The 21452-nt window shown below is 72.9% G+C and carries 19 protein-coding genes; 7 read left to right on the top strand and 12 right to left on the bottom strand.

The annotated features are described in order from the left end of the window. Positions 1-102: 102 nt before the first annotated feature. Entirely contained in the window at positions 103-2148 is a 2046-nt protein-coding gene (locus tag ACFVHI_RS25675) for an alkyl/aryl-sulfatase (RefSeq protein WP_380343109.1), read from the bottom strand. Between the two features lie 780 nt (positions 2149-2928). Between ACFVHI_RS25675 and ACFVHI_RS25670 the strand changes: the two genes are divergently transcribed. Beyond that, a complete protein-coding gene (locus tag ACFVHI_RS25670; RefSeq protein WP_380343106.1) occupies positions 2929-4038 on the top strand; it encodes a hypothetical protein in 1110 nt (369 codons plus the stop codon). A gap of 83 nt (positions 4039-4121) precedes the next feature. After that, positions 4122-4709, top strand: coding sequence for a hypothetical protein (locus ACFVHI_RS25665; protein WP_380343104.1), 588 nt, complete (start codon positions 4122-4124; stop codon positions 4707-4709). A gap of 78 nt (positions 4710-4787) precedes the next feature. Here ACFVHI_RS25665 and ACFVHI_RS25660 read toward each other — a convergent pair whose 3' ends face one another. The 6 genes from ACFVHI_RS25660 to ACFVHI_RS25635 all read right to left on the bottom strand — a co-directional run bounded on the left by ACFVHI_RS25660 (position 4788) and on the right by ACFVHI_RS25635 (position 10285). Beyond that, complete coding sequence (locus tag ACFVHI_RS25660) at positions 4788-5687, bottom strand: Gfo/Idh/MocA family protein (RefSeq protein WP_380343101.1); 900 nt, start codon at positions 5685-5687, stop codon at positions 4788-4790. Between the two features lie 75 nt (positions 5688-5762). Continuing rightward, positions 5763-6431, bottom strand: a complete 669-nt coding sequence (locus ACFVHI_RS25655) for an O-methyltransferase (protein ID WP_063346140.1) — start codon at positions 6429-6431, stop codon at positions 5763-5765. Positions 6432-6539: 108 nt separating this feature from the next. Next, positions 6540-7205 carry a DedA family protein gene (locus tag ACFVHI_RS25650; RefSeq protein WP_063346141.1) on the bottom strand — a complete coding sequence of 222 codons (666 nt, stop codon included), beginning with the start codon at positions 7203-7205 and terminating at the stop codon, positions 6540-6542. Between the two features lie 202 nt (positions 7206-7407). Next, positions 7408-8220, bottom strand: coding sequence for a class I SAM-dependent methyltransferase (locus ACFVHI_RS25645; RefSeq protein WP_380343097.1), 813 nt, complete (start codon positions 8218-8220; stop codon positions 7408-7410). A gap of 170 nt (positions 8221-8390) precedes the next feature. Continuing rightward, entirely contained in the window at positions 8391-9185 is a 795-nt protein-coding gene (locus tag ACFVHI_RS25640; protein WP_363373491.1) for a fused MFS/spermidine synthase, read from the bottom strand. 83 nt (positions 9186-9268) lie between these two features. Next, a complete protein-coding gene (locus ACFVHI_RS25635) occupies positions 9269-10285 on the bottom strand; it encodes an alpha/beta hydrolase (RefSeq protein WP_380343095.1) in 1017 nt (338 codons plus the stop codon). Between the two features lie 247 nt (positions 10286-10532). Between ACFVHI_RS25635 and ACFVHI_RS25630 the strand changes: the two genes are divergently transcribed. Then, positions 10533-11939: a selenium-binding protein SBP56-related protein gene (locus tag ACFVHI_RS25630; protein WP_063346144.1), complete on the top strand. Its 1407-nt coding sequence runs from the start codon at positions 10533-10535 to the stop codon at positions 11937-11939. Between the two features lie 58 nt (positions 11940-11997). Here ACFVHI_RS25630 and ACFVHI_RS25625 read toward each other — a convergent pair whose 3' ends face one another. Together ACFVHI_RS25625 and ACFVHI_RS25620 are read right to left on the bottom strand one after the other, a co-directional pair. Beyond that, positions 11998-13275, bottom strand: coding sequence for a globin domain-containing protein (locus ACFVHI_RS25625; protein ID WP_380343092.1), 1278 nt, complete (start codon positions 13273-13275; stop codon positions 11998-12000). Positions 13276-13416: 141 nt separating this feature from the next. Continuing rightward, the gene (locus ACFVHI_RS25620) at positions 13417-14304 is read right to left on the bottom strand and encodes a helix-turn-helix domain-containing protein (RefSeq protein ID WP_380343089.1); all 888 of its coding nucleotides are present in this window, start codon (positions 14302-14304) and stop codon (positions 13417-13419) included. Between the two features lie 158 nt (positions 14305-14462). Between ACFVHI_RS25620 and ACFVHI_RS25615 the strand changes: the two genes are divergently transcribed. Beyond that, positions 14463-15557 carry an NAD(P)-dependent alcohol dehydrogenase gene (locus tag ACFVHI_RS25615; protein ID WP_063346147.1) on the top strand — a complete coding sequence of 365 codons (1095 nt, stop codon included), beginning with the start codon at positions 14463-14465 and terminating at the stop codon, positions 15555-15557. Between the two features lie 97 nt (positions 15558-15654). Here the strand turns inward: ACFVHI_RS25615 and ACFVHI_RS25610 are convergent, their stop codons facing one another. From ACFVHI_RS25610 to ACFVHI_RS25600, 3 genes are all read right to left on the bottom strand, one after another. Continuing rightward, positions 15655-16185 (bottom strand): DUF6114 domain-containing protein, encoded by a 531-nt coding sequence (locus ACFVHI_RS25610; RefSeq protein WP_244293257.1) that lies wholly within the window; start codon positions 16183-16185, stop codon positions 15655-15657. Positions 16186-16187: 2 nt separating this feature from the next. Continuing rightward, entirely contained in the window at positions 16188-16844 is a 657-nt protein-coding gene (locus tag ACFVHI_RS25605) for a DUF6230 family protein (protein ID WP_063346148.1), read from the bottom strand. A 142-nt stretch (positions 16845-16986) separates the two neighbouring features. Beyond that, the gene (locus ACFVHI_RS25600; RefSeq protein ID WP_063346149.1) at positions 16987-17739 is read right to left on the bottom strand and encodes a TetR/AcrR family transcriptional regulator; all 753 of its coding nucleotides are present in this window, start codon (positions 17737-17739) and stop codon (positions 16987-16989) included. A 387-nt stretch (positions 17740-18126) separates the two neighbouring features. Here ACFVHI_RS25600 and ACFVHI_RS25595 point away from each other — a divergent pair, with 387 nt between their 5' ends. The 3 genes from ACFVHI_RS25595 (at position 18127) to ACFVHI_RS25585 (ending at position 21361) form a co-directional block, all read left to right on the top strand. Further along, entirely contained in the window at positions 18127-18798 is a 672-nt protein-coding gene (locus tag ACFVHI_RS25595) for a hypothetical protein (protein WP_063346150.1), read from the top strand. A 263-nt stretch (positions 18799-19061) separates the two neighbouring features. Further along, positions 19062-19934, top strand: a complete 873-nt coding sequence (locus tag ACFVHI_RS25590) for an AAA family ATPase (RefSeq protein WP_380343084.1) — start codon at positions 19062-19064, stop codon at positions 19932-19934. Then, entirely contained in the window at positions 19931-21361 is a 1431-nt protein-coding gene (locus ACFVHI_RS25585; protein WP_380343081.1) for a VWA domain-containing protein, read from the top strand. Before ACFVHI_RS25590 ends, ACFVHI_RS25585 begins: the two co-directional genes overlap by 4 nt. The last annotated feature ends 91 nt before the right edge of the window (positions 21362-21452 follow it).

Below are 21452 nucleotides of genomic sequence, written 5' to 3'. Positions count from 1 at the left end.
TGAGGCCCCGTTGCGGGGAGGCCGACGCCCCGGAACGTCCGGTACCGGCCGACTGCTGGCAGCCGGCCGGTACCGAATGGGGGTGAATGGGAGGTGAGGGGATCAGGGGGTGGTGAGGGCGAACCAGAAGTCGAAGCTCTCCAGCAGCCCCGCGAGGGTGTTCAGCGGGTCGATGGTGCCGGAGTCGACCGTCAGGTCCTTGCTGTCCACGAGCGCGGCCACTTCCTTCTGCACGTCCTTGGCGAGGGCGAGTTGGTTGAGACCGGTACGGGTGAGGGTGTACGAGGCATCGGCGCCGGTGCTGGTGTCGGCGGTGTAGACGAGGACGCCGTTTCGCAGCCGGACGGTGCACTGCGTGGGGTCTCCGGCGTTCCCGCCGGCGATGGTGAGGGCGATGGTGAGCGGGTTGTTCGCGGCGTCGGGGCCGTTGAGGCGGATGCCGAGGTAGTCGAAGACCATGTCCTGGGGCATGGCGGCGATCACGTCGTCCGTGATGATCTCGGGTGCGGGCAGCGCGCCGGTGTTCCCGGCGCCGGCGTCGGGGTTGCGCAGTTCCGCGGCTCCGGCGAGGTAGAAGTTGCGCCAGGGGCCGCTTTCGGCGAGGTAGCCGAGCTGCTCCAGCGCATCGGCCTCCAGCTTCCGGGCATCGATGTTGGCCGGGTCCGCGAAGACCACGTGGCTGAGCAGTTCGGCGACCCACCGGTAGTCGTCGGCGGTCGTCGCGTTCCCGTAGGCGGTCTGCGCCGCCTTCACAATGGTGTCGGCGCCGAACGTGTCCGTGTAGCGCTTGCCGACCTCCTCGGGGGGCAGGCCGTGCAGGTGGGCCGCGTTGCCGTCGAACCAGCCGAGGTAGCGCTGGTAGACGGCCTTGATGTCGTGGTTGGTGGTGCCGTAGTAGCCGCGGTTGAACCACTGGCCGGCCAGGCTCTGGGGCAGCTGCTGGTCGAGGTCCTCGGCGATCTCGTGCATGGTCCGGCCGTGGTTGGCCAGGCGCAGGGTCTGGTCGTGCAGGAAGCGGTAGAGGTCGGCCTGGCTGGTGAGGAAGTCGACGATCTCGTTGCCGTCCTCGCTCTTCCAGCGGGGCCAGAAGTGGCTGGCGAACAGGGAGGTGGCGTCGCCCCCGTAGAGAGTGGCGGATTCGGTGAGGTAGTTCGACCACTCCTTGGCGTCGCGGACCTGGGCGCCGCGCAGGCTGTAGAGGTTGTGCAGGGTGGGCGTGGCGTTCTCCGCCATGCACAGCGAGTTGACGTCGGGGAGGTAGAAGTTCATCTCCGCCGGTGCCTCGGTGCCGGGCGTGAGCTGGAACTCGAACTGGATCCCGGCCAGGGTGCAGGGGACGCCCGCGAGGATCTGGGTGTCCTCGTCGGTGACACTGGCGACGACGATGTGGGTCGGGGCGAGCAGGCCGGTGGTCCCCGACGACATCGTCTTGCCGAGTCCCGCGTCGATCTGCTGGTCCGCGCCCTTGTGGAGCAGTGATCCGTACATGAAGGTGGCGCGGCGGCTCATCGCGTTGCCCGCGTACACGTTCTCGCTGACGGCGTGCTCCAGGAAGCCGTCCGGCGCGACGATCTTGACGTCGGCATCGGGGGTGCCGCCCGCGAACAGGCCCCGGACGCCGCCGTAGTGGTCGGTGTGGGAGTGGCTGAAGATGACGGCCTTGATGGTGCGCGCACCGCGCTCGCCGAGGTAGAGGTCGAGGGCGGCCTTCGCACACTCCTCGCTGATCAGGGGGTCCAGGACGACTATGTCGCTGCTCTGCTGGGTCGGGTCCTCCATGAAGGTGATGTTGGACAAGTCCATGCCGCGGACCTGGTAGACGGCGTCCTTCACCACCTCGTACAGGCCGGCGTTCATGTTCAGCACGGCATTGCGCCACAGGCTCGGGTTGGCCGTGTCCGGCGCGGGGGTCTGCTCGGACAGGAACGCCGCGTAGGGGGCCAGGTTCCAGGCATAGGGCTGGCCGCCGGGGCCGGGGCCCGGAACGGGGTCGTTCGGGTCCAGGGCCACCAGCAGGCCCTGCTTCGCGAAGTCCGCCTCGGCATCCTGGCCGGGCGACGGGAGCGCGACGTCGGCGTTCAGCTGTGCGGTCAGCGGGGTCGCCGGCTGCGGTTCGTCGTACGGGGTGGGAAGAGCGGAGTCGGGCATGGACGCTTCCTCTCGGTGGTGGGGCGGAGCAGCGGCCGGCGGGCGAGCGCGCACGGCGCATCGCCCGCCGGGGGCTGCGGAATCCCGGGACGGTGGAAGGCCAGGGGTCGCGACGACTCCCCCAGCGCGTCCCGGCAGGGTTCAGAAAGTACGCAGCCCTCCCCCGCACCGGCAGGGAATCGCCAAGAGCCGGCACCTGCGCCTCCCAGAACCGGACAACCCGTCAGACCGGGGTTTCGGAGAGCTCCGGGCAAGCGCCGCACGGGGCATCCGTCACCGCCGCCCCGCGGCCGGACACCACACGGGAGGTCGGGACGAGCGGACGCACCGGCGAACGGAATCGAACACGAGCGTGTGGGATCACAGGGCCGCGAGCGGAGCACGGTCCACGCAGCCCATCCGGCCGGATCCCGCCGGTGGCCTGATCAGGTACGGCGCCCGGTAGCGACAGCACACGACCGAGTGACAGCCCGTAGCAGTCCGATCACGACTTTCACGATCACGGACCGGCGCAGCCTCGTCGCCGGACGTGACCGCGACATGGCCGAAGACGTCCCCCGCACTCACCCCCGAGTCCGAGGACATCTCCAACAACGCGAGCCGCGCGCCGGCCTCGACAACCGCGCAGAGAACAGTCCCGCGCCCGTCTGCGCCGACCCGGCCACAGCGCCCCTCGGATATGGCCCGATCAAAGACCCGGCCGGCACCGGACCCGGCCACCGGACCACCGGGCGCCCGCCCCGTGCCGCAGCCGCTCCGCCGGACCGCCACAATGGCGCCATGAGGATGATCCACACCCTGGCCGGCGCCCTGCTGCTCCTGCTCATCGTCGGCAGCATCCTGCGCACGCTGGTCGTCCCGCGCGGGCTGTACTCGGCGCTGGTCAGCCGGCTCTGGCGGGTGCTGCGGACCGTGCTCCGGCTCTACGCGACGCCGTTCCGCAGCTACTACGCGCAGGACCGGGCGCTGACCTGGCTGGCGCCGCTGATCCTGCTCGGCATGCTCGGGGTGTGGCTCAGCGGCATGCTGCTCGCCTACACCCTGCTGCTGCACGGCACGTCCGACCTCAGCTGGTCGGTGGCCATCCGGGAGTCCGGATCCAGCCTCTTCACCCTCGGCTACGCCAGCGGCGAGCGCCTGCAACTCTCGGCGATCGACTTCATGGCCGCCGCCAGCGGGCCGCTGGTGATCGCCCTTCAGATCGCCTACCTGCCCACCCTCTACGCCGCCTACCAGCGGCGGGAGACCGAGGTGACCCTGCTCCAGTCCCGGGCCGGCGAGCCCGCCTGGGGCCCGGAACTGCTCGCCCGGCAGTCCCTCGTCGACACCGAGACCGCCCTCCCCCAGCTCTACCGGGACTGGGAGCGGCTCGCCGCCGACATCGGCGAGAGCCACTCCAACTACCCGGTGCTGCTGTCCTTCCGCTCCCCGCAGCCGAACCGCAGCTGGGTGGTCGGCCTGATCGCGGTGCTCGACGCGGCCGCCCTCCACCTGGCGCTCTGCCCGCGCTCGGCCCCGCCCGAGGCCCGCCTGGTGCTGCGCGCGGGCTTCACCGCGCTGCGCGACATCGGCCGGTCGGTGCGGATCGACTTCGACGCGGACCCGGACCCGGACGTCCCGATCCGCCTGACCTACACCGAGTACATCGGCGCCGTCGCCATGATCACGTCCGCCGGTTTCCCCCGCGAGCGCCCGGTCGACGAGGCCTGGCAGCACTTCCACGGCTGGCGCGTCAACTACGAGGCGCTGGCCTACGAACTCGCCCGCCGCGGCGACGCCGTCCCCGCCCTGTGGACCGGCCCGCGCGACTTCCACGCCCCCGTCATCCCCCCGGCCCGCCCCACCGACCGCCGCCCGGGCCCGACCAACCCCACCCTCCCCGCAGCCTGACCCCACGACCGCGTTGGCAGAAGCGCCACCAGGACGGAGTTCCCCGAGTGACACCATCGCGACTACCCGCGTGGTCGGCCGCCGTGCTGATGGCGGCCGGGTTGCTGTGTGGCTGCGGTAGCAGCACGTCGGCCGGTGGCGGCCCCGCCGGTCCCGGGGCCGTGGTCTCCTCGCCGTCGCAGCAGGTGGACGCACTCTCGCTCGCCGCACTGCAGGACTTGGCGTCGGCGCTCGGAGAGCAGGGGCACGACGAGTTCAAGGACACCTTCGGCGCGCTGAAGCTGGACCCGGCGGCAGGCCGGGTCGTGCTGTTCGCGACGGACGAGCCGCGGGCGCGGGCGCTCGTCGCGGCCGCCGCCCAGGCGCATCCCGGCGTCGAGACGGGACGCGCCGAGATCCGGCACACCTCCTACGCGCGGGCGACCGTCGATCCCGCCCTCAAGAGGATCGGCGACGCGGCACAGGCCGATTCGCTGCCGTTCCCGGTCTATACGGCGGCCCTGCGGCCGGACGCGTCGGGGATCACGGTCACCACGTCGCATGAAGGCGCAGCGTCGTCAGCGCTCAAGAAGGCCGTGGCCGAACTCGCGGGCGCCGTCCCGGTCTCGTACGAGGAGGGCAAACCGGTCCGCAACCTGGACGCCACCGCTCAGCTGGCGCCTCCGCCGTGAGCGGGCCCTGACGCGTCGCGTCATGATACGGGCGGGCTCGCTGCGATGGTCCGCAGCGAGCCCGCCCAGGTGTCACGTCTACACCGCGACCGGTGCGCCCGTGGCCAGGGAGCGTTCGGCGCCGGCCAGGATTTCGACCACGCGCAGGCCGAACTCCGCGTCGCAGGGGTGCGGTTGGCCGGTGGCGGCCGAGGCCTGGAGGGCGTCCAGGGCGCGGTGCAGGGCGGCGGCCGGGCCCTCGCCCCGCTCGGGCAGGTGGGCGATGCCGTGCTCGCCGCGCAGTTCCAGGCCGACGCCGCCGGCGCCGACCGGCGCGGTCAGGCTCAGTGCCAGGGTGCTGGAGGCGCCGTCGGCGTGCCGCAGCACCAGGTGGACGGTGTCCAGCGGGCCGGCCACCGCCGTGACCTGCGTCGCGTCGCCGAGCACCGGCAGCAGCACCGACAGCGAGTGCGGGCCGACGTCCCACAGCGCGCCCTTCTCCTCGCGCCACGGCGAGGCCGCGTACGGGCTGGTGCTGCCAGGGGCGAACACCGAGCCGAGCCAGTCCGAGCGGCCGGTGAACCAGCCGCCCAGGCCCGCCTGTTGCTCGATCCACGGGATCTGCTCCCCGCCGAAGCGGACGGTGAAGAAGACCACGGAGGCGACCTCGTGGGCCCGGACGGCCTCGGCCACGGCCTGCGCGTCCGGCACGGTCAGCGCGACCGGCTTGTCCAGCAGCAGGTGGCAGCCCGCCTCGGCGGCCCGTACCGCGAGGCCCGCCTGCACGGTCGGCGGCAGCGCGATCGAGACGGCGTCCACCTCGGCGAGCAGCTGGTCGAGGTCCGCGTAGCCGGGGACGCCGTACGCCCCGCCGAGGGCCGTGGCCGCCTCCGGCCGGCGGGCCCAGACGCCGGTGAACTCCAGCCCGGGGTGCTCGGCGAGGACGGGTGCGTGCACCCGCTCCGCCCAGGGGCCGGCGCCCAGCAGTCCGATCCGCACGATGTCTCCGTTTCTCCGTGGTGCGTAAAAGTGGTGCGTAAAAGTGGTGCGTAAAAGTGGTGCGTGAAAAAAGGTTCAGCTCTGCACGCGGGCCAGCGTGAAGCCGTCGTAGCCCTTGCTGCCGACCGTCTGCACCGAGGTCGCGGTGACCCTCGGCTCGGCGGCGATCAGGTCGTGCAGGGCCCGGGTGCCGACCACCGCCGGGTTGGTGCTGTCCGCGTCGGCGACGGCGCCGCCGCGCACCACGTTGTCGACGATGATCAGCGAGCCGGGCCTGGTCAGCTGGAGCGCCCGCCGGAAGTACTCGGGGTTGCTGGGCTTGTCCGCGTCGATGAAGACCAGGTCGAAGGGCTCAACGCCCTGCTCCACCAGTGCGGCCAGCGAGTCGGCGGCCCGGCCGAGCCGTACCTCGGCGACCTTCTCCAGCCCTGCGCGCGCGATGTTCCCCTGGGCGACCTCGGCGTGCTTCGGGTCGATCTCCAGGGTGATCAGGGTGCCGTCCGCGGGCAGCGCCCGGGCCAGCCAGATCGCGCTGTACCCGCCGAGCGTGCCGACCTCCAGGATCCGCCGCGCGCCCTGGGTCAGCGCCAGCAGGTGCAGCAGCTTGCCCTGGTTGGGGGCGACGGCGATCTCCGGCAGCCCGGCCGCGTCGGCGGCGGCGGCCGCGGCCTCCAGCGCCGGGTCGTGCCCCACCAACTGCTCGGAGAAGTACGCGTCCACGGCATCCCACGTCGACTGGGTCATCGGGCCCTCCAGTTGTGCATGATCGGCAGGTACCCGCCGATGCTACTCCGAAGGCCCGACAGCCCCTCCGTGCTCAGTGCAGACGCCTCGTCACTGCGCTTACTGCGCTTATTCCGCTACGGGCGCCTTGGGGGCGGTCGCGGCGGCGGCCGCCTCCTCCGCCTCGATCTTGGCGTGGGTCTTGGCGGCCCGGCGCTTCATGAACCAGGCCGAGGCGCCGCCGACCAGCACCGCCGCGGCCAGGCCGGCCCAGGAGAAGCGGGACAGCCAGGGCTCGATGCTCTTGCCGACCTTGTAGACCAGCAGGGTCGTGCCGCCGGCCCAGACGATGCCGCCGAGCACGTTGGCGATCAGGAACTTCCAGTACGGCATCTTCAGCGCGCCGGCGAGCGGCCCGGCGAAGATGCGCAGCAGGGCGATGAAGCGGCCGAAGAAGACCGCCCACATTCCCCACTTCTGGAAGGAGCGCTCGGCGGTGGCCAGGTGGGACGGTCCGAAGTGCTTGGGGAACTTCCGTCCGAGCTTCTCGAACAGCGGCTTGCCGCCCTTGCGGCCGATCGAGTAGCCGATCGAGTCGCCGATGATCGCCCCGAGGATGGCGACCACCGCGATCCATTCCGGGCTCACCACACCCTTGACCGCCATCAGGGTGGCCGTGACCAGGGCGATCTCGCCGGGCAGCGGGATGCCCAGCGACTCCAGGCCGATGATCAGGCCGACCAGGGCGTACACCGCGGTCGGTGGGACGCTCTCGATCCAGGCGTCGATGTGCAAGGCCAGTACCTCCGTGGCAGGTCGGAACCGGCGCGGCCCTCAGCGGTGCCGCACGCCGATTCCGGCAGTTGTCCGATGGCGGCAACGCGGCCGCTTCCCCATAAGGGCAGCCTAACGTGCCGGGCGGCCTGTCCCCCCGGCCGATCACCCGTGGTTACGACGTGCGGTGGTTCCTCATGGTTCCCGCTTGACCAGCCGTTCTTCAAGATCCGGCAAAGCGAAGTGCGACCACGGACGGCCGCGCGTTCACCCGGCGCACGAACGGCAGCAGGGCGCGGAGCAGGCCCCGCCCGCCCTCCGGGTAGACCTCGCGCACGTCGGTCACCGCCGGGTGCGCGCCGGCCAGCTTGCCGTGCTCGTCCGCGTCCATGCCGAACGGCATCGGCGGCGCCTGGTAGTGCCGGTTCCGCAGCTTGCCCTGGACGGAGCGGGCGCTGAACCAGCGCGGCACCGCGTCCAGCACCATCGACCCACCGGGGAACCGTTCGGCGCAGGCCGCGATCAGTGCCCGTACCTCCTCCGGCCGCAGGTACATCAGCAGGCCCTCGGCGCAGATCATCACTCCGCGTGCCGGATCCACCTCGTCCATCCAACCCGGGTCGGTGACCGGGCAGGCGAGGATCCGGCGCCGGTCGTCCGGCGGCAGCAGCCGCTCCCGCAGCGCGGCCGTCTCCGGCAGGTCCACCGCCAGCCAGTCCGCCCGGCCGTTGTCGACCCGCCACGATTGGGTCTCCAGGCCGTCCCCGAGGCCGACGACGGTGCCACGCGGGCATCGGGTCAGGAAGTCCGCCACCTCACGGTCGAAGCAGGCCGCCCGCAGCGCCTGCAACTGGCTGACCAGCGCGCCCTCCCCGAAGCGCTCCGCGAACGGGAAGTCGATCCGGTCGACCAGCTCGACCGCCTTCGGGTCCTCCAGCACCGTGTCCGGCCGACGCGCCTCCACCGCGCGGTGCCACAGCGTCCACAACGCCGTCTCCGGCACCTCCGCCAACTCCGGCCGCTCCCCGCCGCTCATCGCTCACTCCTTCGGACGTGCTCCGCGCTGGACCTGCTCCGCGCCGGACGTGTTGCGCGCTCGGCGTGCTCCACGATCGACGTGCTCGACGCTCGACGTGCTCCACGCTCCGGCCTGAACCCGCCGATTCTGACACCCCGGACGCGGGGACGCTCGGGCCGCCGCGCCGCTCAGCCGATGCTGAACGCTCCGTCCGGCGGGGGCGGGGAGTCGGTGGCGTCGGCGTCCGTGACCGGGGCGGTGCGGCCGACCAGGGCGGCCAGGTCGGCGCCGTCGGTGAGGCGGGCCGGGAAGATGTCGCCGGCCAGCAGCCGGGTGAGCTCGGCGGCCGGGAGCGGGGCCGTCGAACCGGCGAGCAGGATGTTGCCGTACCGGCGGCCGCGCAGCACCGGGGCCTCGGCGACCAGGCAGGTGTACGGGAACACCGCCCCGACCGTCGCGGCCTGGGCCCGGGCGAAGGCCAGCGGCGGGCCGTCGGCCAGGTTGGCGGCGTAGCAGCCGCCGGGGCGCAGGGCGGCGGCGGCCAGCCGCAGGAACTCCACCGAGGTGAGGTGGGCGGGGGTGCGCGAGCCGTGGAAGACGTCCGCGATCACCAGGTCCCGGGTGCCGGGCGGGGTCTCGGCGAGGGCGGCGCGGGCGTCGCCGACGGTCGCGGTGATGTCCGCGCCGGGCCCCTGCCAGGGCAGGTGCTCGGCGACCAGGTCGAGCAGCGGCCCGTCCACCTCGACCACCCGCTGGCGCGAGCCGGGGCGGGTGGCGGCGAGGTAGCGGGGCAGGGTGAGCGCGCCGCCGCCCAGGTGCAGCACGTCCAGCGGCCGCCCGGCGGGGGCGAGGGCGTCGGCGAGGTGGCCGAGCCGCCGGGTGTACTCGAACTCCAGGTGGGTCGGGTCGGCGAGGTCGACGTAGGACTGCGGGGTGCCGTCCAGGGTGAGCAGCCAGCCGCCGTCCCGGTCGAGGTCCGGCATGAGCTTGGCGAAGCCGAGGTCGGTGTGGCGCCCGACCGGCACCGGCTCGTCCGCCGCCGCCTCGTGCGTCACCGACTCGTCCGTCACGCGCTCTCCCCCACGGCCTGAGCGTCCACGGCCTGGGCGTCCACCGACCGGACGTCCGCCGGCCGGACGTCGAGGTAGGCGGCGAGCCAGCGGTCCAGTTCGGCGAAGGCCCGGGTGCGGGCGGCCTCGCCCGAGAGCACCAGGTCGTGCATGCCGCCCTCGATCCGGACGATGGTGACGTGCCGGCCCAGTCGCGGGCCCTGGCCGGCGATGTCGTCGGCGCGCAGCACGGCGTCCGCGTGGTGCAGGGCGTTGTGCCACTTGGTGGTCGTGATCGACCTGGTCGACGCCATCAGCAGCACCGGCACGTCGATCCCGAGCCCGTGCCGCAGCTGCCGGTGGCCCTGGTGGATGGCGGACAGCCAACCCGCGTACAGCGGGAAGCCCTCGGGGCGCTTGAGGGTGAGGTCGAAGTCCCACTCGCCCTCGTGGTCCTTGTGCAGGCTGTGCGTGTAGTGCGGGTTGAGCGTCGACGGCAGCACGCGGGTGGGCGCCAGCCGTCCGATCGCGGTGACGGCCGGGCCGCCGACGGTCCGCACGGCGGGCGCGGCCGGCATCGACAGGAAGGGGCTGTTCAGGAACAGCCCCTCCACCAGGCCGCGCCCCGAGCGCCGCCCAGCCCACAGTGCGCCGATCAGCCCGCCGGTGGAGTGCCCGTTCAGCAGCAGCCGCCGGTGCCCGTCCACCTCGCGGATGATCCGCACCGCCTCGTCGATCTCCTCGTCGTACTCGGCGAGGTCGCGCACGAAGTTCGGCGACTGGTGCGGGCGCAGGGAGCGGCCGTACTTGCGCAGGTCCAGGGCGTAGAAGGAGAACCCGAGCGCGGCGAAGTGGTCGGCGAGGTTGGTCTGGAAGAAGTAGTCGTTGTACCCGTGGATGTACAGCACGGCCCGCTCCGCCCCCGGCACCAGCCGGCGCACCAGCGTCGCGCAGACCTCCCCCTCGGCGTCCGGCCGCAGCGTCAGCTCGGCCGTCTCGTAGGGGGCACCCAGGATGTCTTCCCGAAACTCCATCTGCGCCGCACCCGTCCTCATGCTCGACCTGCCGTCCGTCGCAGGTGTTCTTGATCCAGGACCCCGACAATACCGGCCGGTAGCCCGGGGCTGCCTGCCGGGCGCCGCTCTGCCGGGCATCGGTGTGCCCCGGTCGCCCGCGCCTCCTGATCGCTCCCCGTGCGCCTGCTGTGCGCCGGTGGTCATGTGGAACGCTACCCGGACAGATCCAACTCCGGTTGTCACGCAGGCGAGTTGAGGAGAACACATGCCGCAGGCCGGCCACACCGATCCGTCGCTGTACCGTTCGGCCGCCGAGGCGATCGCCGCGCCACCGGAGACGCTGGCGTACGTCGCCGGGTTCGACCGGGCCGGGGAGCGGCCGGACGCGCTGCTCACCGTGGACACCGATCCGGCGTCGGCGAGCTACGGGAAGGTCCTGAACTTCGCCGAACTGCCGACGCTGGGCGACGAGTTGCACCACTTCGGGTGGAACGCCTGCTCCAGCGCGCTGGCGCACGCCTGCCACGAGAACCCCGAGCGGCGCTACCTCCTCCTCCCGGGCCTGCGCTCCTCGCGGCTGCACGTGATGGACACCCGGCCCGACCCCGTCCGGCCGCGCCTCGTCAAGACCGTCGAGGCGGCGGAACTCGCCGCCAAGGCCGGCTACTCGCGCCCGCACACCCTGCACTGCGGGCCGGACGGGGTATTCCTGTCCTGCCTGGGCAGCGGGGACGGGAACGACGGGCCCGGCGGGGTGGCGCTGCTGGACCACACCACCTTCGAGGTGCTGCGCGCCTGGGAGACGGAGCGCGGGCCGCAGCACTTCGCGTACGACGTCTGGTGGCACCTGGGGACGAACGTGGGGGTGACCAGCGAGTGGGGCACGCCCTGGATGGTGGAGGGCGGGGTCGTCCCGGAGCTGCTGCTGGGCCGCAAGTACGGGCACGCACTGCACTTCTGGGAGCTGGACTCGGGGCGGCACCTGCAACGGATCGACCTCGGCGACCAGTACCAGATGGTGCTGGAGCTGCGCCCGGCGCACGATCCGCAGGCCGAGTGGGGCTTCGCCGGGGTGGTGACCAACGTCGAGGACCTGTCCGCCTCGGTCTGGCTCTGGTACCGGGAGGGCCCGGCGTTCACCGCGCGCAAGGTGATCGAGATCCCCGCCGAGCCCGCCAAGACGGAGGACCTGCCGCCCGCGCTGCAACCGTTCGGCGCGGTGCCGCCGCTGATCACGGACATCAACCTGTCGGTGGACGACCGCTGGCTGTACGTGTCCGCGTGGGGCACCGGCGAGCTGTTCCAGTACGACGTGTCGGACCCGTTCCACCCGCGGCTCGCCGACTCGGTGCGGCTGGGCGGGGTCGTCGCCCGCACCCCGCACCCGGCCGCGCCGGGGCGCCCGCTGAGCGGCGCCCCGCAGATGGTCGAGATCAGCCGGGACGGGCGCCGGCTCTACCTCACCAACTCCCTCTACGGCGCCTGGGACGACCAGTTCTACCCGGACGGCATCGAGCCGTGGATCGTCAAGCTGGACGCCGACACCGAGGCGGGCGGGCTGAGCGTCGACGAGCGCTTCTTCCCGCACGGCGCCGACTTCCGGGGCCTGCGGGTGCACCAGACCCACCTCGCGGGCGGCGACGCCTCCTCGGACTCCTACTGCTACCGGTAGGACGTCCACCGGCAGGACGTCCACCGGCAGGACGTGCGACTACCGGCAGGCCGCACGGCTAACGGGCGAGCGCCTGGTCGTAGCGGACCTGGGCCAGGGGCAGCCCGGCGGCGAGCAGTTCGGAGCGGACGGAGGCGACCATGCCGGCCGGGCCGCTGACGCAGGCGAGGTGCTCGCGCCAGTCCCCGGCGCCCGCGACGGCGTCGGCGAGCCGGCCGGCGGTGACCGGAGTGAGCGCCAACCAGGGTTTGTGCAGGCCGAGTTCGGCGAGGGCGGACCAGTCGTAGAGGTCGCCGCGGTCCCGGGCGCCGACGAACAGGTGGACGCGGCGGCCGCGCGGGCGCTGGGCGGCCTGCTGCTCGACGATGGCCTTCATCGGGGCCAGGCCGGTGCCGCCGGCGACCAGCAGCAGGTCGCGGGTGTCGTCCTCGGGCAGCAGGCCGCCACGCGGCGGGCCGAGGCGCAGCCGGTCGCCGACGGCGGTGCGTTCGACGAGGGCCGCGCTGACCCCGTCCGGCCCGGTGCGCCGGACGTGGAACTCCAACTCGTTGTCGGTGCGCGGCGCGCAGCCCATCGAGTACTGCCGCCAGGTGTGCGGGAGCGTCGGGTGCTCGACCGTGCCGTACTGTCCGGCCCGGTACGGGTAGGGCTCGCCGGTGCGCACGCGCAGGACGGCGAGGTCGGGGCGGCGGCGCTCGTGGCCGGTCACCACAGCGTGCCAGTACGGGGGTTCGGTGAGCGCGGAGTCGGCGCCGGCGGTCATCGCCGCGACGGCGAAGCGCAGCATCCGGACCCAGGCCGCTTCCATCTCCTCGGTCCACCGGTCGCCCGCCCGGTGCCGGATCGCCGCGCACAGGGCCTCCTCGAAGGCCTCGTAGTGGACCGGCCGGACGCCCAGTTTGCGGTGGTCGCGCCCGAGTTGGCGCAGGGTCGCGGCCAGTTCGGCCGGGTGGTGGAGGTGGTCCACCAGGTGGCGGAGGATCCGTTCCAGGTGGGCCTGCTGGAACTCCATCGAGGCGGGGAAGAGCGGGCGCAGGTAGGGGCGGCGGCGGAACATCACCGCGTAGAGGTGGTCGATCAGTTCGGAGAGCGGGTCGAGCAGGCCGAGGTCGCGCCGGATCAGCCGTTGGTCGGCGGCGCCGTCGTAGCCGTCGTAGCCGTCCGGTCCGCCGGTGCCGCCGTACTGGTCGGCACCGGAGCCGACCGGGTCGGGCCCGAAGGGCGAGGCGGGGGTGAGGAGTTGGCGCCGGAGCCGCATCGCGTGGTGGCGGGCGATCAGCCGGTCGTACTCGGCGGTGGTGCCGCTGGTGGTGTTTCCGCTGGTGGTGGTGTCCATGACCCGCTCAGTCAATCGCCGCCCGGTTACCGGCGAGAAGGGCCGATGGCCCCGATCGGACCCGGGACCATCGACCCCTTGACGGGAAAAGCCTGACGGGAGGGCCCGGCCGGAGGGCCTGCCAGGAAGGCCCCCGCGGCGCTACCGGGCAGGATCGGCCTGGGTCGCCTCGACGGGCTCGGGGTGGAACTCGGTGGCCGCCCAACTTGCCAGCAGGCGCAGGGATTCGGCGGAGCTGGAGCCGGGCTCGGCATGGTAGGTGACGAGCACCTGGTCGACGTCCCCGGCCGGGCGCAGCGTCTCGTACTGGAGGTTGAGCCGGCCGACCACCGGGTGGTGCAGCCGCTTGGTGCCGTGGCCCTTGTCCTGGATGCTGTGGGCGGCCCAGAGGCGGCGGAAGTCGGCGCTCTTGAGGGAGAGTTCGCCGATCAGCGAGGCGAGCCTGGGGTCGTCCGGATCCCGCCCGGCGTCCAGCCGCAGCATGCCGACGACGTCGGTGGCCTTGCCGTCCCAGTCCTCGTAGAGCTCGCGGGCCGACGGGTCGAGGAAGAGCTGCCAGGCCATGTTGCGCTGCTCGGGCGGCATCGCGGCGAAGTCGCCGAGCAGGGCGGTGCCGAGCCGGTTCCAGCCGATGATGTCCAGGCGCCGGCCGAGGACGTACGCGGGCACGCACTCCATCGCGTCCAGGAGCTGCTGGAGCGCGGGCCGGACCCGCTGCGGGCGGGCGGCGGCCCGGCCGGGGCGGCGGCGGGCGGGCCTGGTGAGCCGGCCGAGGTGCTCGCGCTCGGCGGGGCTGAGCCGCAGCACGCGGGCGATGGCGTCCAGGACGGCGGCGGAGACGCTCTCGCCGTGGCCCTGTTCGAGCCGGGTGTAGTAGGCGGTGCTGACTCCGGCGAGCAGGGCCAGCTCCTCGCGGCGCAGGCCGGGCACCCGCCGCCGGGTGGTGCTGTCCGGCAGGCCCACGTCCTCGGGCCGCAGCCGGGCGCGGCGGGATCGGAGGAACTCGCTGAGTTCGGTGCGCTGGTCCATGCCTGCAGTATGCGGGGGATCCGGGCGGCGGGGGCGGGGGCAAGGGTGATACTGCCGTGCGTACGTTCCGCGGTCGTACGTCCGGGGTCCCTACGTGTGGCGTACGTACGAAGAGCTCTGGTCTGGCTGGTCGCGCCGCACCGGCGCAGGCTGGAAGCATGACGAACTCGACGAACGCAACGACGACGAGCACCACCGAGGGCACCACCCGCACGGTCGCCGCCTACGCCGCGGCGCGGCCCGACTCCCCCCTGGAGAAGACCACCGTCACCCGCCGGGCGGTGGGCGAGCACGACATCGTGATCGACATCAAGTTCTGCGGCATCTGCCACTCCGACATCCACCAGGTCGGCGAGGACTGGGGCACCGGCATCTTCCCGATGGTCCCGGGCCACGAGATCGCCGGCGTGGTCACCGAGGTCGGCGCGGGTGTCACCCGCTGGCAGGCCGGCGACCGGGTCGGAGTCGGCTGCATCGTCGACTCCTGCCGGGAGTGCGACAACTGCCGGGCCGGCCTCCAGCAGTACTGCACCGGCCAGGGCGGCACCGTCTTCACCTACAACAGCGTCGGCCACGACGGCCTGCCGACCCACGGCGGCTACTCCTCGAAGCTGGTCGTCGACGAGGCGTACGCGCTGCGCATCCCCGACAACCTGCCGCTGGACGCCGCCGCGCCGCTGCTGTGCGCCGGCATCACGCTGTACTCGCCGCTCGCGCACTGGGGTGCCGGGCCGGGCAAGAAGGTCGCGATCGTGGGCCTCGGCGGGCTCGGCCACATGGGCGTGAAGCTCGCCCACGCCATGGGCGCGGAGGTCACCGTGCTCAGCCAGTCGCTGCGCAAGCGCGAGGACGGGCTGAAGCTCGGCGCCGACCACTACCGGGCCACCTCCGACCCGGCCACCTTCACCGAGCTCGCGGGCACCTTCGACCTGATCGTCAACACGGTCTCCGCCGACCTCGACCTGAGCGCCTACCTCGGCCTGCTGCGCACCGACGGCACCATGGTGCAGGTCGGCGCGCCGGAGAAGCCGGTCACGGTGAACGCGCACGCGCTGCTCTCCGGCCGCCGTTCGCTGGCCGGCTCGATGATCGGCGGGCTGCCGGCCACCCAGGAGATGCTGGACTTCTGCGGCGAGCACGGCATCACCGCGGAGATCGAGCTGATCCGCGCCGAGCAGATCAACGAGGCCTACCAGCGGGTGCTGGCCGGCGACGTCCGGTTCCGCTTCGTGATCGACGCCGCGACGATCTGACCGTCCCGGCCTGACCTCGCACTCCCCCGTGCCCCGACGCCCCGCCCCCTGGTGCTCTCCCATCACCAGGGGGCGGCCGCCGTCGGGGCGCCTCGGGCTAGACCCCGGCCGGGTCGGCCCCGGCCCCGGCCGTGCCCGCTCGGGACGACCGGCGTTCCTGGCGCCGGTCCTCCCGCCGTTGCCGCCCCCGGCGCAGCGGCTGATCGGGCAGCCAGCCGAAGGTGAGGCAGGCGCCCACCAGTCCGAGCAGCATCCCGATCACGAAGCCGCCCAGGTTGGAGGTGAGCCAGCTCGCCAGCGCGGCGAGCACGGCGAGGACGGAGTAGAACAGCCGCTGAGCCGGGTTGAACAGGATCAGCAGGCCGCACAGCACCATCACCGCCGGCACCAGGTAGCCCGCCAGCCCCTGCATCCCGATGTGCAGGACGACGGGCAGCGGGGCACGCAGGGTGAACAGGATCTCGGCGCCGCCGAACAGCACCAGCAGCCCGCCCCAGAACGGCCGTTGGCCCCGCCAGTCGCGTTTGACCGGTCGGGTGGTGGCGGGAGCGGGGGCGGGAGCCGTCCCCACGGCCCCCTCCGCGACGCCCTCGCCGGAACCGGCCGGCTCCGGTACGGACTCCGTCATGGTCAGCAGCCCTGGGAGCTGAAGCTCAGCCGCAGGTTGGGCAGTTTGAACCCGACGGCGGTGCTCGCGTAGTTGTGCTGCTTGAGGTGCGTCAGCACGACGGTGTCGGCCTGCTGCCCGAAGACGCCCGGGTTGCCCTTGCCCGCGTTGCCGGCCTTGGTGTACGTGCTGGCGTCGCCGCCGATCTCGATGTTGGTGAACTCCGCGTCACCGGACAGCATGTCGGAGTCGGTGGTGAGGTCGGTGGCGGCGACGGGGGTGCCGGCGTCGCCGGCGTGGATCACCAGGTTGACGCCACCGAGGTCCACGCTCTGGCACAGGTTGGTGATCTCGGCCTTCTTGATCGCCGAGACCGCGACCAGCACCTGACCGCCGGTGGAGCCCTGGTTGGGGCTGTCGGGGATCATCGAGTCCAGGCTGCCGAACTGGGCGAAGCCCTTGCCGTCGAGCTTGTCCGCGGTGATCGTGAACGGCATGCCGCTGATGGAGAACTGGGCGGCGAGTACGCCCTGGGCGGTGAGGGCCATCAGGACGGCGCCCGCGGCGACGGCCGGAACGGCCATCCAGGCGCTGCGCTTGAGCCGTACCCGCCCTCTCCTGCTGCCGGTCGGCGTCTCCGGGGTCTCGGCCGCGGCGGCGGCGTCCTCGGACATGGCCATGTGTGCTCCCTGTTGGGTGGGTGGGATGTGCAGGCACTGGCACGGTGCCCTGGCGCGGACAGCGTTCCACGGCCCGACCGGGCCACCCGCCCCTCGGCAGCGGGGCGGGCACGGTCAAGCCGCGCTTTGAGTAACTGGGAAGCTACTGCCCGGTAGTGGCCGGGTCAATACGGGTGCACGAAGGATCTTCACCGATCGGAAACCCGAGCCGGACGGCCGCCTGCGCCGGGCCGAGGAAGGGCGCGAGACAGAACATGCTCAACACCGGAAGGAGTTCCGGCAGTTGAACCGTCCGGCCGGAGTCGATCCGCCGGTAGAGCGCGCTGTAGACCCCGCCCACCACGGCGTCCACCAGCTCCACCACCCGCACACCGACCGGCGGTTGGGGCACCTCGGCGAAGAACGCCCGGAACCGGGTGAGGAGTTGGTCCCGCTCGCGGCGTCCGGCCGGTCCGACCGCCTCGATCTCGATCACCGCCATGGTCGCGAAAGCCGGTGTCCCCGCCAGCAGATGGAGCATCGCGCCGAGCGCCTGCCGGATCCCGGCGCACCAGTCGGACTCCGCCGCGAAGGCCGCCGCCATCCGCCGGAGCACCACTCCGGTGCCGTGCCGGTGCGCGGCCAGGAAGGCGTCCTCCTTGCCGCTGAACAGCTCGTAGAAAACCGGCCTGGTCACCCCGGCCGCGCGGCAGATGTCGCTGACCGTGGCGTGCTGGTAGCCGCGCGCGGCCACCGTCTGGACCAGCCCGTCGAGCAGCCGCTCGCGCTGGGTCGCGGCCACCACGCCCGGGGGCAGCCGGCTCGGGCCGCGCTTGATGGACCGGGCCGGGTCACGACCGGCCCGCGCGCCCGGCAGCAGGATCACGTCGGCACTTCGGAGGTGTTTCCGTTCCATCACCAACTCCTGTTACCTGTATTGACATTGACGCAACATCAGGTTTACAACACTGACAGGTTTCCAACCGGTGGGCGACCCTGTCACCACCGGACGACCTCCAGGGGCTCCGGCGGCCCCGGGCGAACAGCCCGGGCCACGGGACCACGAGCGGACGCAGGCCCGCGGCGGTGGCAGCCGCCGACGTGCACTCCTGCACTCGCAGCGCACGTCCGCACCTTCACACCGCTGTGCCGTACGAGCGGGCCCGTGGCGCCGGGCCCGCCGCACCACGGCCCCGCGAAGCCCCCGGTACGCCATGCCCACGCACCTCCCCCGCCGTGCACGCCACCACACCCGCACCGCGGGCCACCCCCACCCGTCTCCGCACGGAGAGAGGTCACCCTCATGCGCTTTCGCCGTACGCTCGGTACCGCCGCCCTCGCCGCCCTCGCCTTCACCTGCGCCGCTGTCGCACCCGCCCAGGCCGACGGCTCCGCGGTGCTGACCACCGGCAGCAGCAGCGGCCCGGACGTCGCCGTCGGCGACGTCCTCACCGCCAGCCTGGTCTCGGGCACCGCCGCCACCTTCTACAGCAGCGCCAGCGGCACGAGCGGCATCAGCTGCGCCAACTCGGCCTTCTCCGCGACCGTGACGGCCAACCCGGCCGCCCCCGGCAGCGCGGTCGAGCAGCTCAACACCCAGACCTTCGGTTCCTGCTCCTCCAACGTCCTCGGCGTCACCGGCGTCAAGAGCATCACCGTCAACAACCTGCCGTTCACCAACACCGTCGGCGACGGCCCCGGCAACCCGGTCGCCCTCACCCCCGGCGCGGCCGGCGCGATGAAGACCACGGTGGTGCTCAACACCATCCTCGGCAGCATCAACTGCGTCTACCAGACCACCACCGGGATCAACGGCACCACCTCGAACACCGGCAACACCATCGGCTTCTCCTCCCAGCCGTTCAACCTGGTCTCCGGCTCGGGCCTGTGCTTCTCGACCGGCTGGTTCAGCGCCACCTACGGCCCGGTCACCGACACCTCGGTGGCGGGCAGCCCGCTCATCTTCGTCAACTGACGACCCGAAAGGCACGCACAACCTGACGTCGAGTCAGACGTCGTCAACCGACGGCCGAGACCGGCGGGAACAGACGGGCGGTGTACGGCGGCCGTGGTCGCCGTACACCACTCCGGCGCGCCCGCGCGCCCGCCAGGTGATCCGGCAGCACGCCACGACCCCGGCCCCGCGCCGCGCCACCCCGCCGAAGCCCCGAGACAGCGAAGTGACCGGCCGGTAGGGTGCTGCCGCACGGACAGGGCGGACAGGAACGGGGCGGGCAGATGAGCGGCGACGGCACGGGGTTCTTCGCATCGGTGGCGGACACCGCCGACCAGCTGGCCGCCACCGGCTACCTGGCCTCCACCGCCGTGGCCACCACCGTCTTCCTCGCCGACCGGCTCGGCAAGCCGCTGCTGGTCGAGGGCCCCGCCGGGGTCGGCAAGACCGAACTCGCCAAGGCGGTGGCCGCGGTCGGCCGGGCCCGGCTGGTCCGGCTCCAGTGCTACGAGGGCATCGACGAGGCCCGCGCCCTCTACGAGTGGAACCACGCCAAGCAGCTGCTGCGGATCACCGCCGGCCGCGACGAGAGCTGGGACGAGGCCCGCACCGACATCTTCGGCGAGGAGTTCCTGCTCACCCGCCCGCTGCTCACCGCCATCCGCGGCGACGAGCCCACCGTGCTGCTGATCGACGAGATGGACAAGGCCGACGTCGAGGTGGAGGCGCTGCTGCTGGAGGTGCTCAGCGACTTCCAGGTCACGGTGCCCGAACTCGGCACCATCGCCGCGAGCCGCCGCCCCTTCGTACTGCTCACCTCCAACGCCACCCGCGAACTGTCCGAGGCGCTGCGCCGACGCTGTCTCTTCCTCCACCTCGACTACCCGGACGCCGAGTTGGAGCGGCAGATCGTCCGGCTCAAGGTGCCCGGCCTGGACGACACGCTGGCCGCCTCGCTGGTCCGGGTGGTCGGCGCGCTGCGCGCGATGGACCTGCGCAAGGCGCCGTCCGTCGCGGAGACCATCGACTGGGCCCGCACCCTGCTGGCGCTCGGCGCGGACACCCTCGACGAGGCGGTCGTCCAAGAGACCCTCGGGGTGATCCTCAAGCACCAGGACGACATCCGGAAGGCCGCGCGGAAGCTCACCGTCGCATGACCACCGCCCCACCGCCGGCCGACACCGCCGCCCGGCTCACCGGCCTGGTCCGCGCGCTGCGCGGGCACGGCCTGCGGATCGGCCCCGCCGAGACGGTCGACGCGGCCGCCGTCCTCGACGTCCTCGGGCTCGCCGACCGCGAGCAGATGCGGGCCGGCCTGGCCGCCGCGCTGCTGCGCTCGGACACCCAACGGGCCGCCTTCGACGCCACGTTCGACCTGTTCTTCCCGCTCGGCGTCGGCACCCCCGAGGCCGTCCGCGCCGACCCGCCCGCACTCCCGGACGACCCCCGGCCGCCGCGCCCCGGCCGGCCCGACCCGCTGCGCGACGACCTGCGCGAGCGCCTCGCCGCAGCCCTGGCCGCCGACGACCGGGCCGCCCAGGCCCGGCTGGCCGGCGAGGTGGTGGAGGCCCTGGGCCGGTACGGCGCCGGAGCCACGCCGGCCTCGGACGGCTGGTCGGCCCACCAGGCGCTCGGCCGGCTCGCCCCCGAGACGCTGCTCGCCCGGATCCTCGCCGCCCTGCGCGAGCAGGCCACCACCCCGGACCTGTCCGACCGCGTCCTCGCCGACGAGATCCGCCGCCGCATCCAGGACTTCCGCGCCCTGGTCGCCACCGAGGCCCGCCGCCGGGTCGCCGAACTGCGCGGCGCCGAGCGGATCGCCGAACGCGCCGTCGCACCCACCGCCGACCGGATCGACTTCCTCGCCGCCGGCCGCGACCAGCTCGCCGAACTGCGCCGCACCGTCCACCCGTTGGCCCGCAAGCTGGCCACCCGGCTGGCCGCCCGGCGCCGCCGCGCCGCACGCGGGCAGATCGACCTGCGCCGCACCCTGCGCCGCTCGCTGTCCACCGGCGGGGTGCCGCTGCGCCCGGCCTACCGGCTGCGCCACCCGGCCCGGCCGGAACTGGTGCTGCTGTGCGACGTCTCCGGCTCGGTGGCCGGATTCGCCGACTTCACCATGCTGCTGGTGCAGGCGATGAGCGAACAGTTCAGCAAGGTAAGGGTGTTCGCCTTCGTGAACCGCACCGCCGAGGTCACCGCCCTGCTGGCGCGCGGCGACGCCGACCCGGCCCGGCTCGCCGCCCGGATCCTCACCGAGGCCAAGGTGATGGGCCACCACGGCAACAGCGACTACGGCTCCGCCCTGGGCGAGTTCGCCGAACGGCACCTGGACGCGGTCGGCCCGCGCACCAGCGTGCTGATCCTCGGCGACGCCCGCACCAACCACCGCGACCCGAACCTGGACGCGCTGCGCCGGATCGCCGGCCGGGCCCGGCGGGTCCACTGGCTCAACCCCGAGCAGCCCGCCCTCTGGCCGACCGGCGACTCCGCCGCAGCCGCCTACGCGGGCGTCGTGGAGATGCACTCCTGCCGCAACGCCCGCCGCCTCGGCGAACTGATCGCCCGCCTGCTGCCGGTCTAGTGCTGCTCTGCGGAAGTTCGTGGAGGGGTGTTGATCAGGCTGCTTTGAGTGGGGTGCCCTCGTAGGTCCAGCGGTAGGGCTTGGCGGTCTC

Origin of the sequence: Kitasatospora sp. NPDC127121, assembly GCF_042677305.1 — a bacterium.
Classification (GTDB): Bacteria; Actinomycetota; Actinomycetes; order Streptomycetales; family Streptomycetaceae; genus Kitasatospora.
Note: the sequence above shows the minus strand (reverse complement) of the source record. Positions and strands in the feature narration are given on the sequence as shown.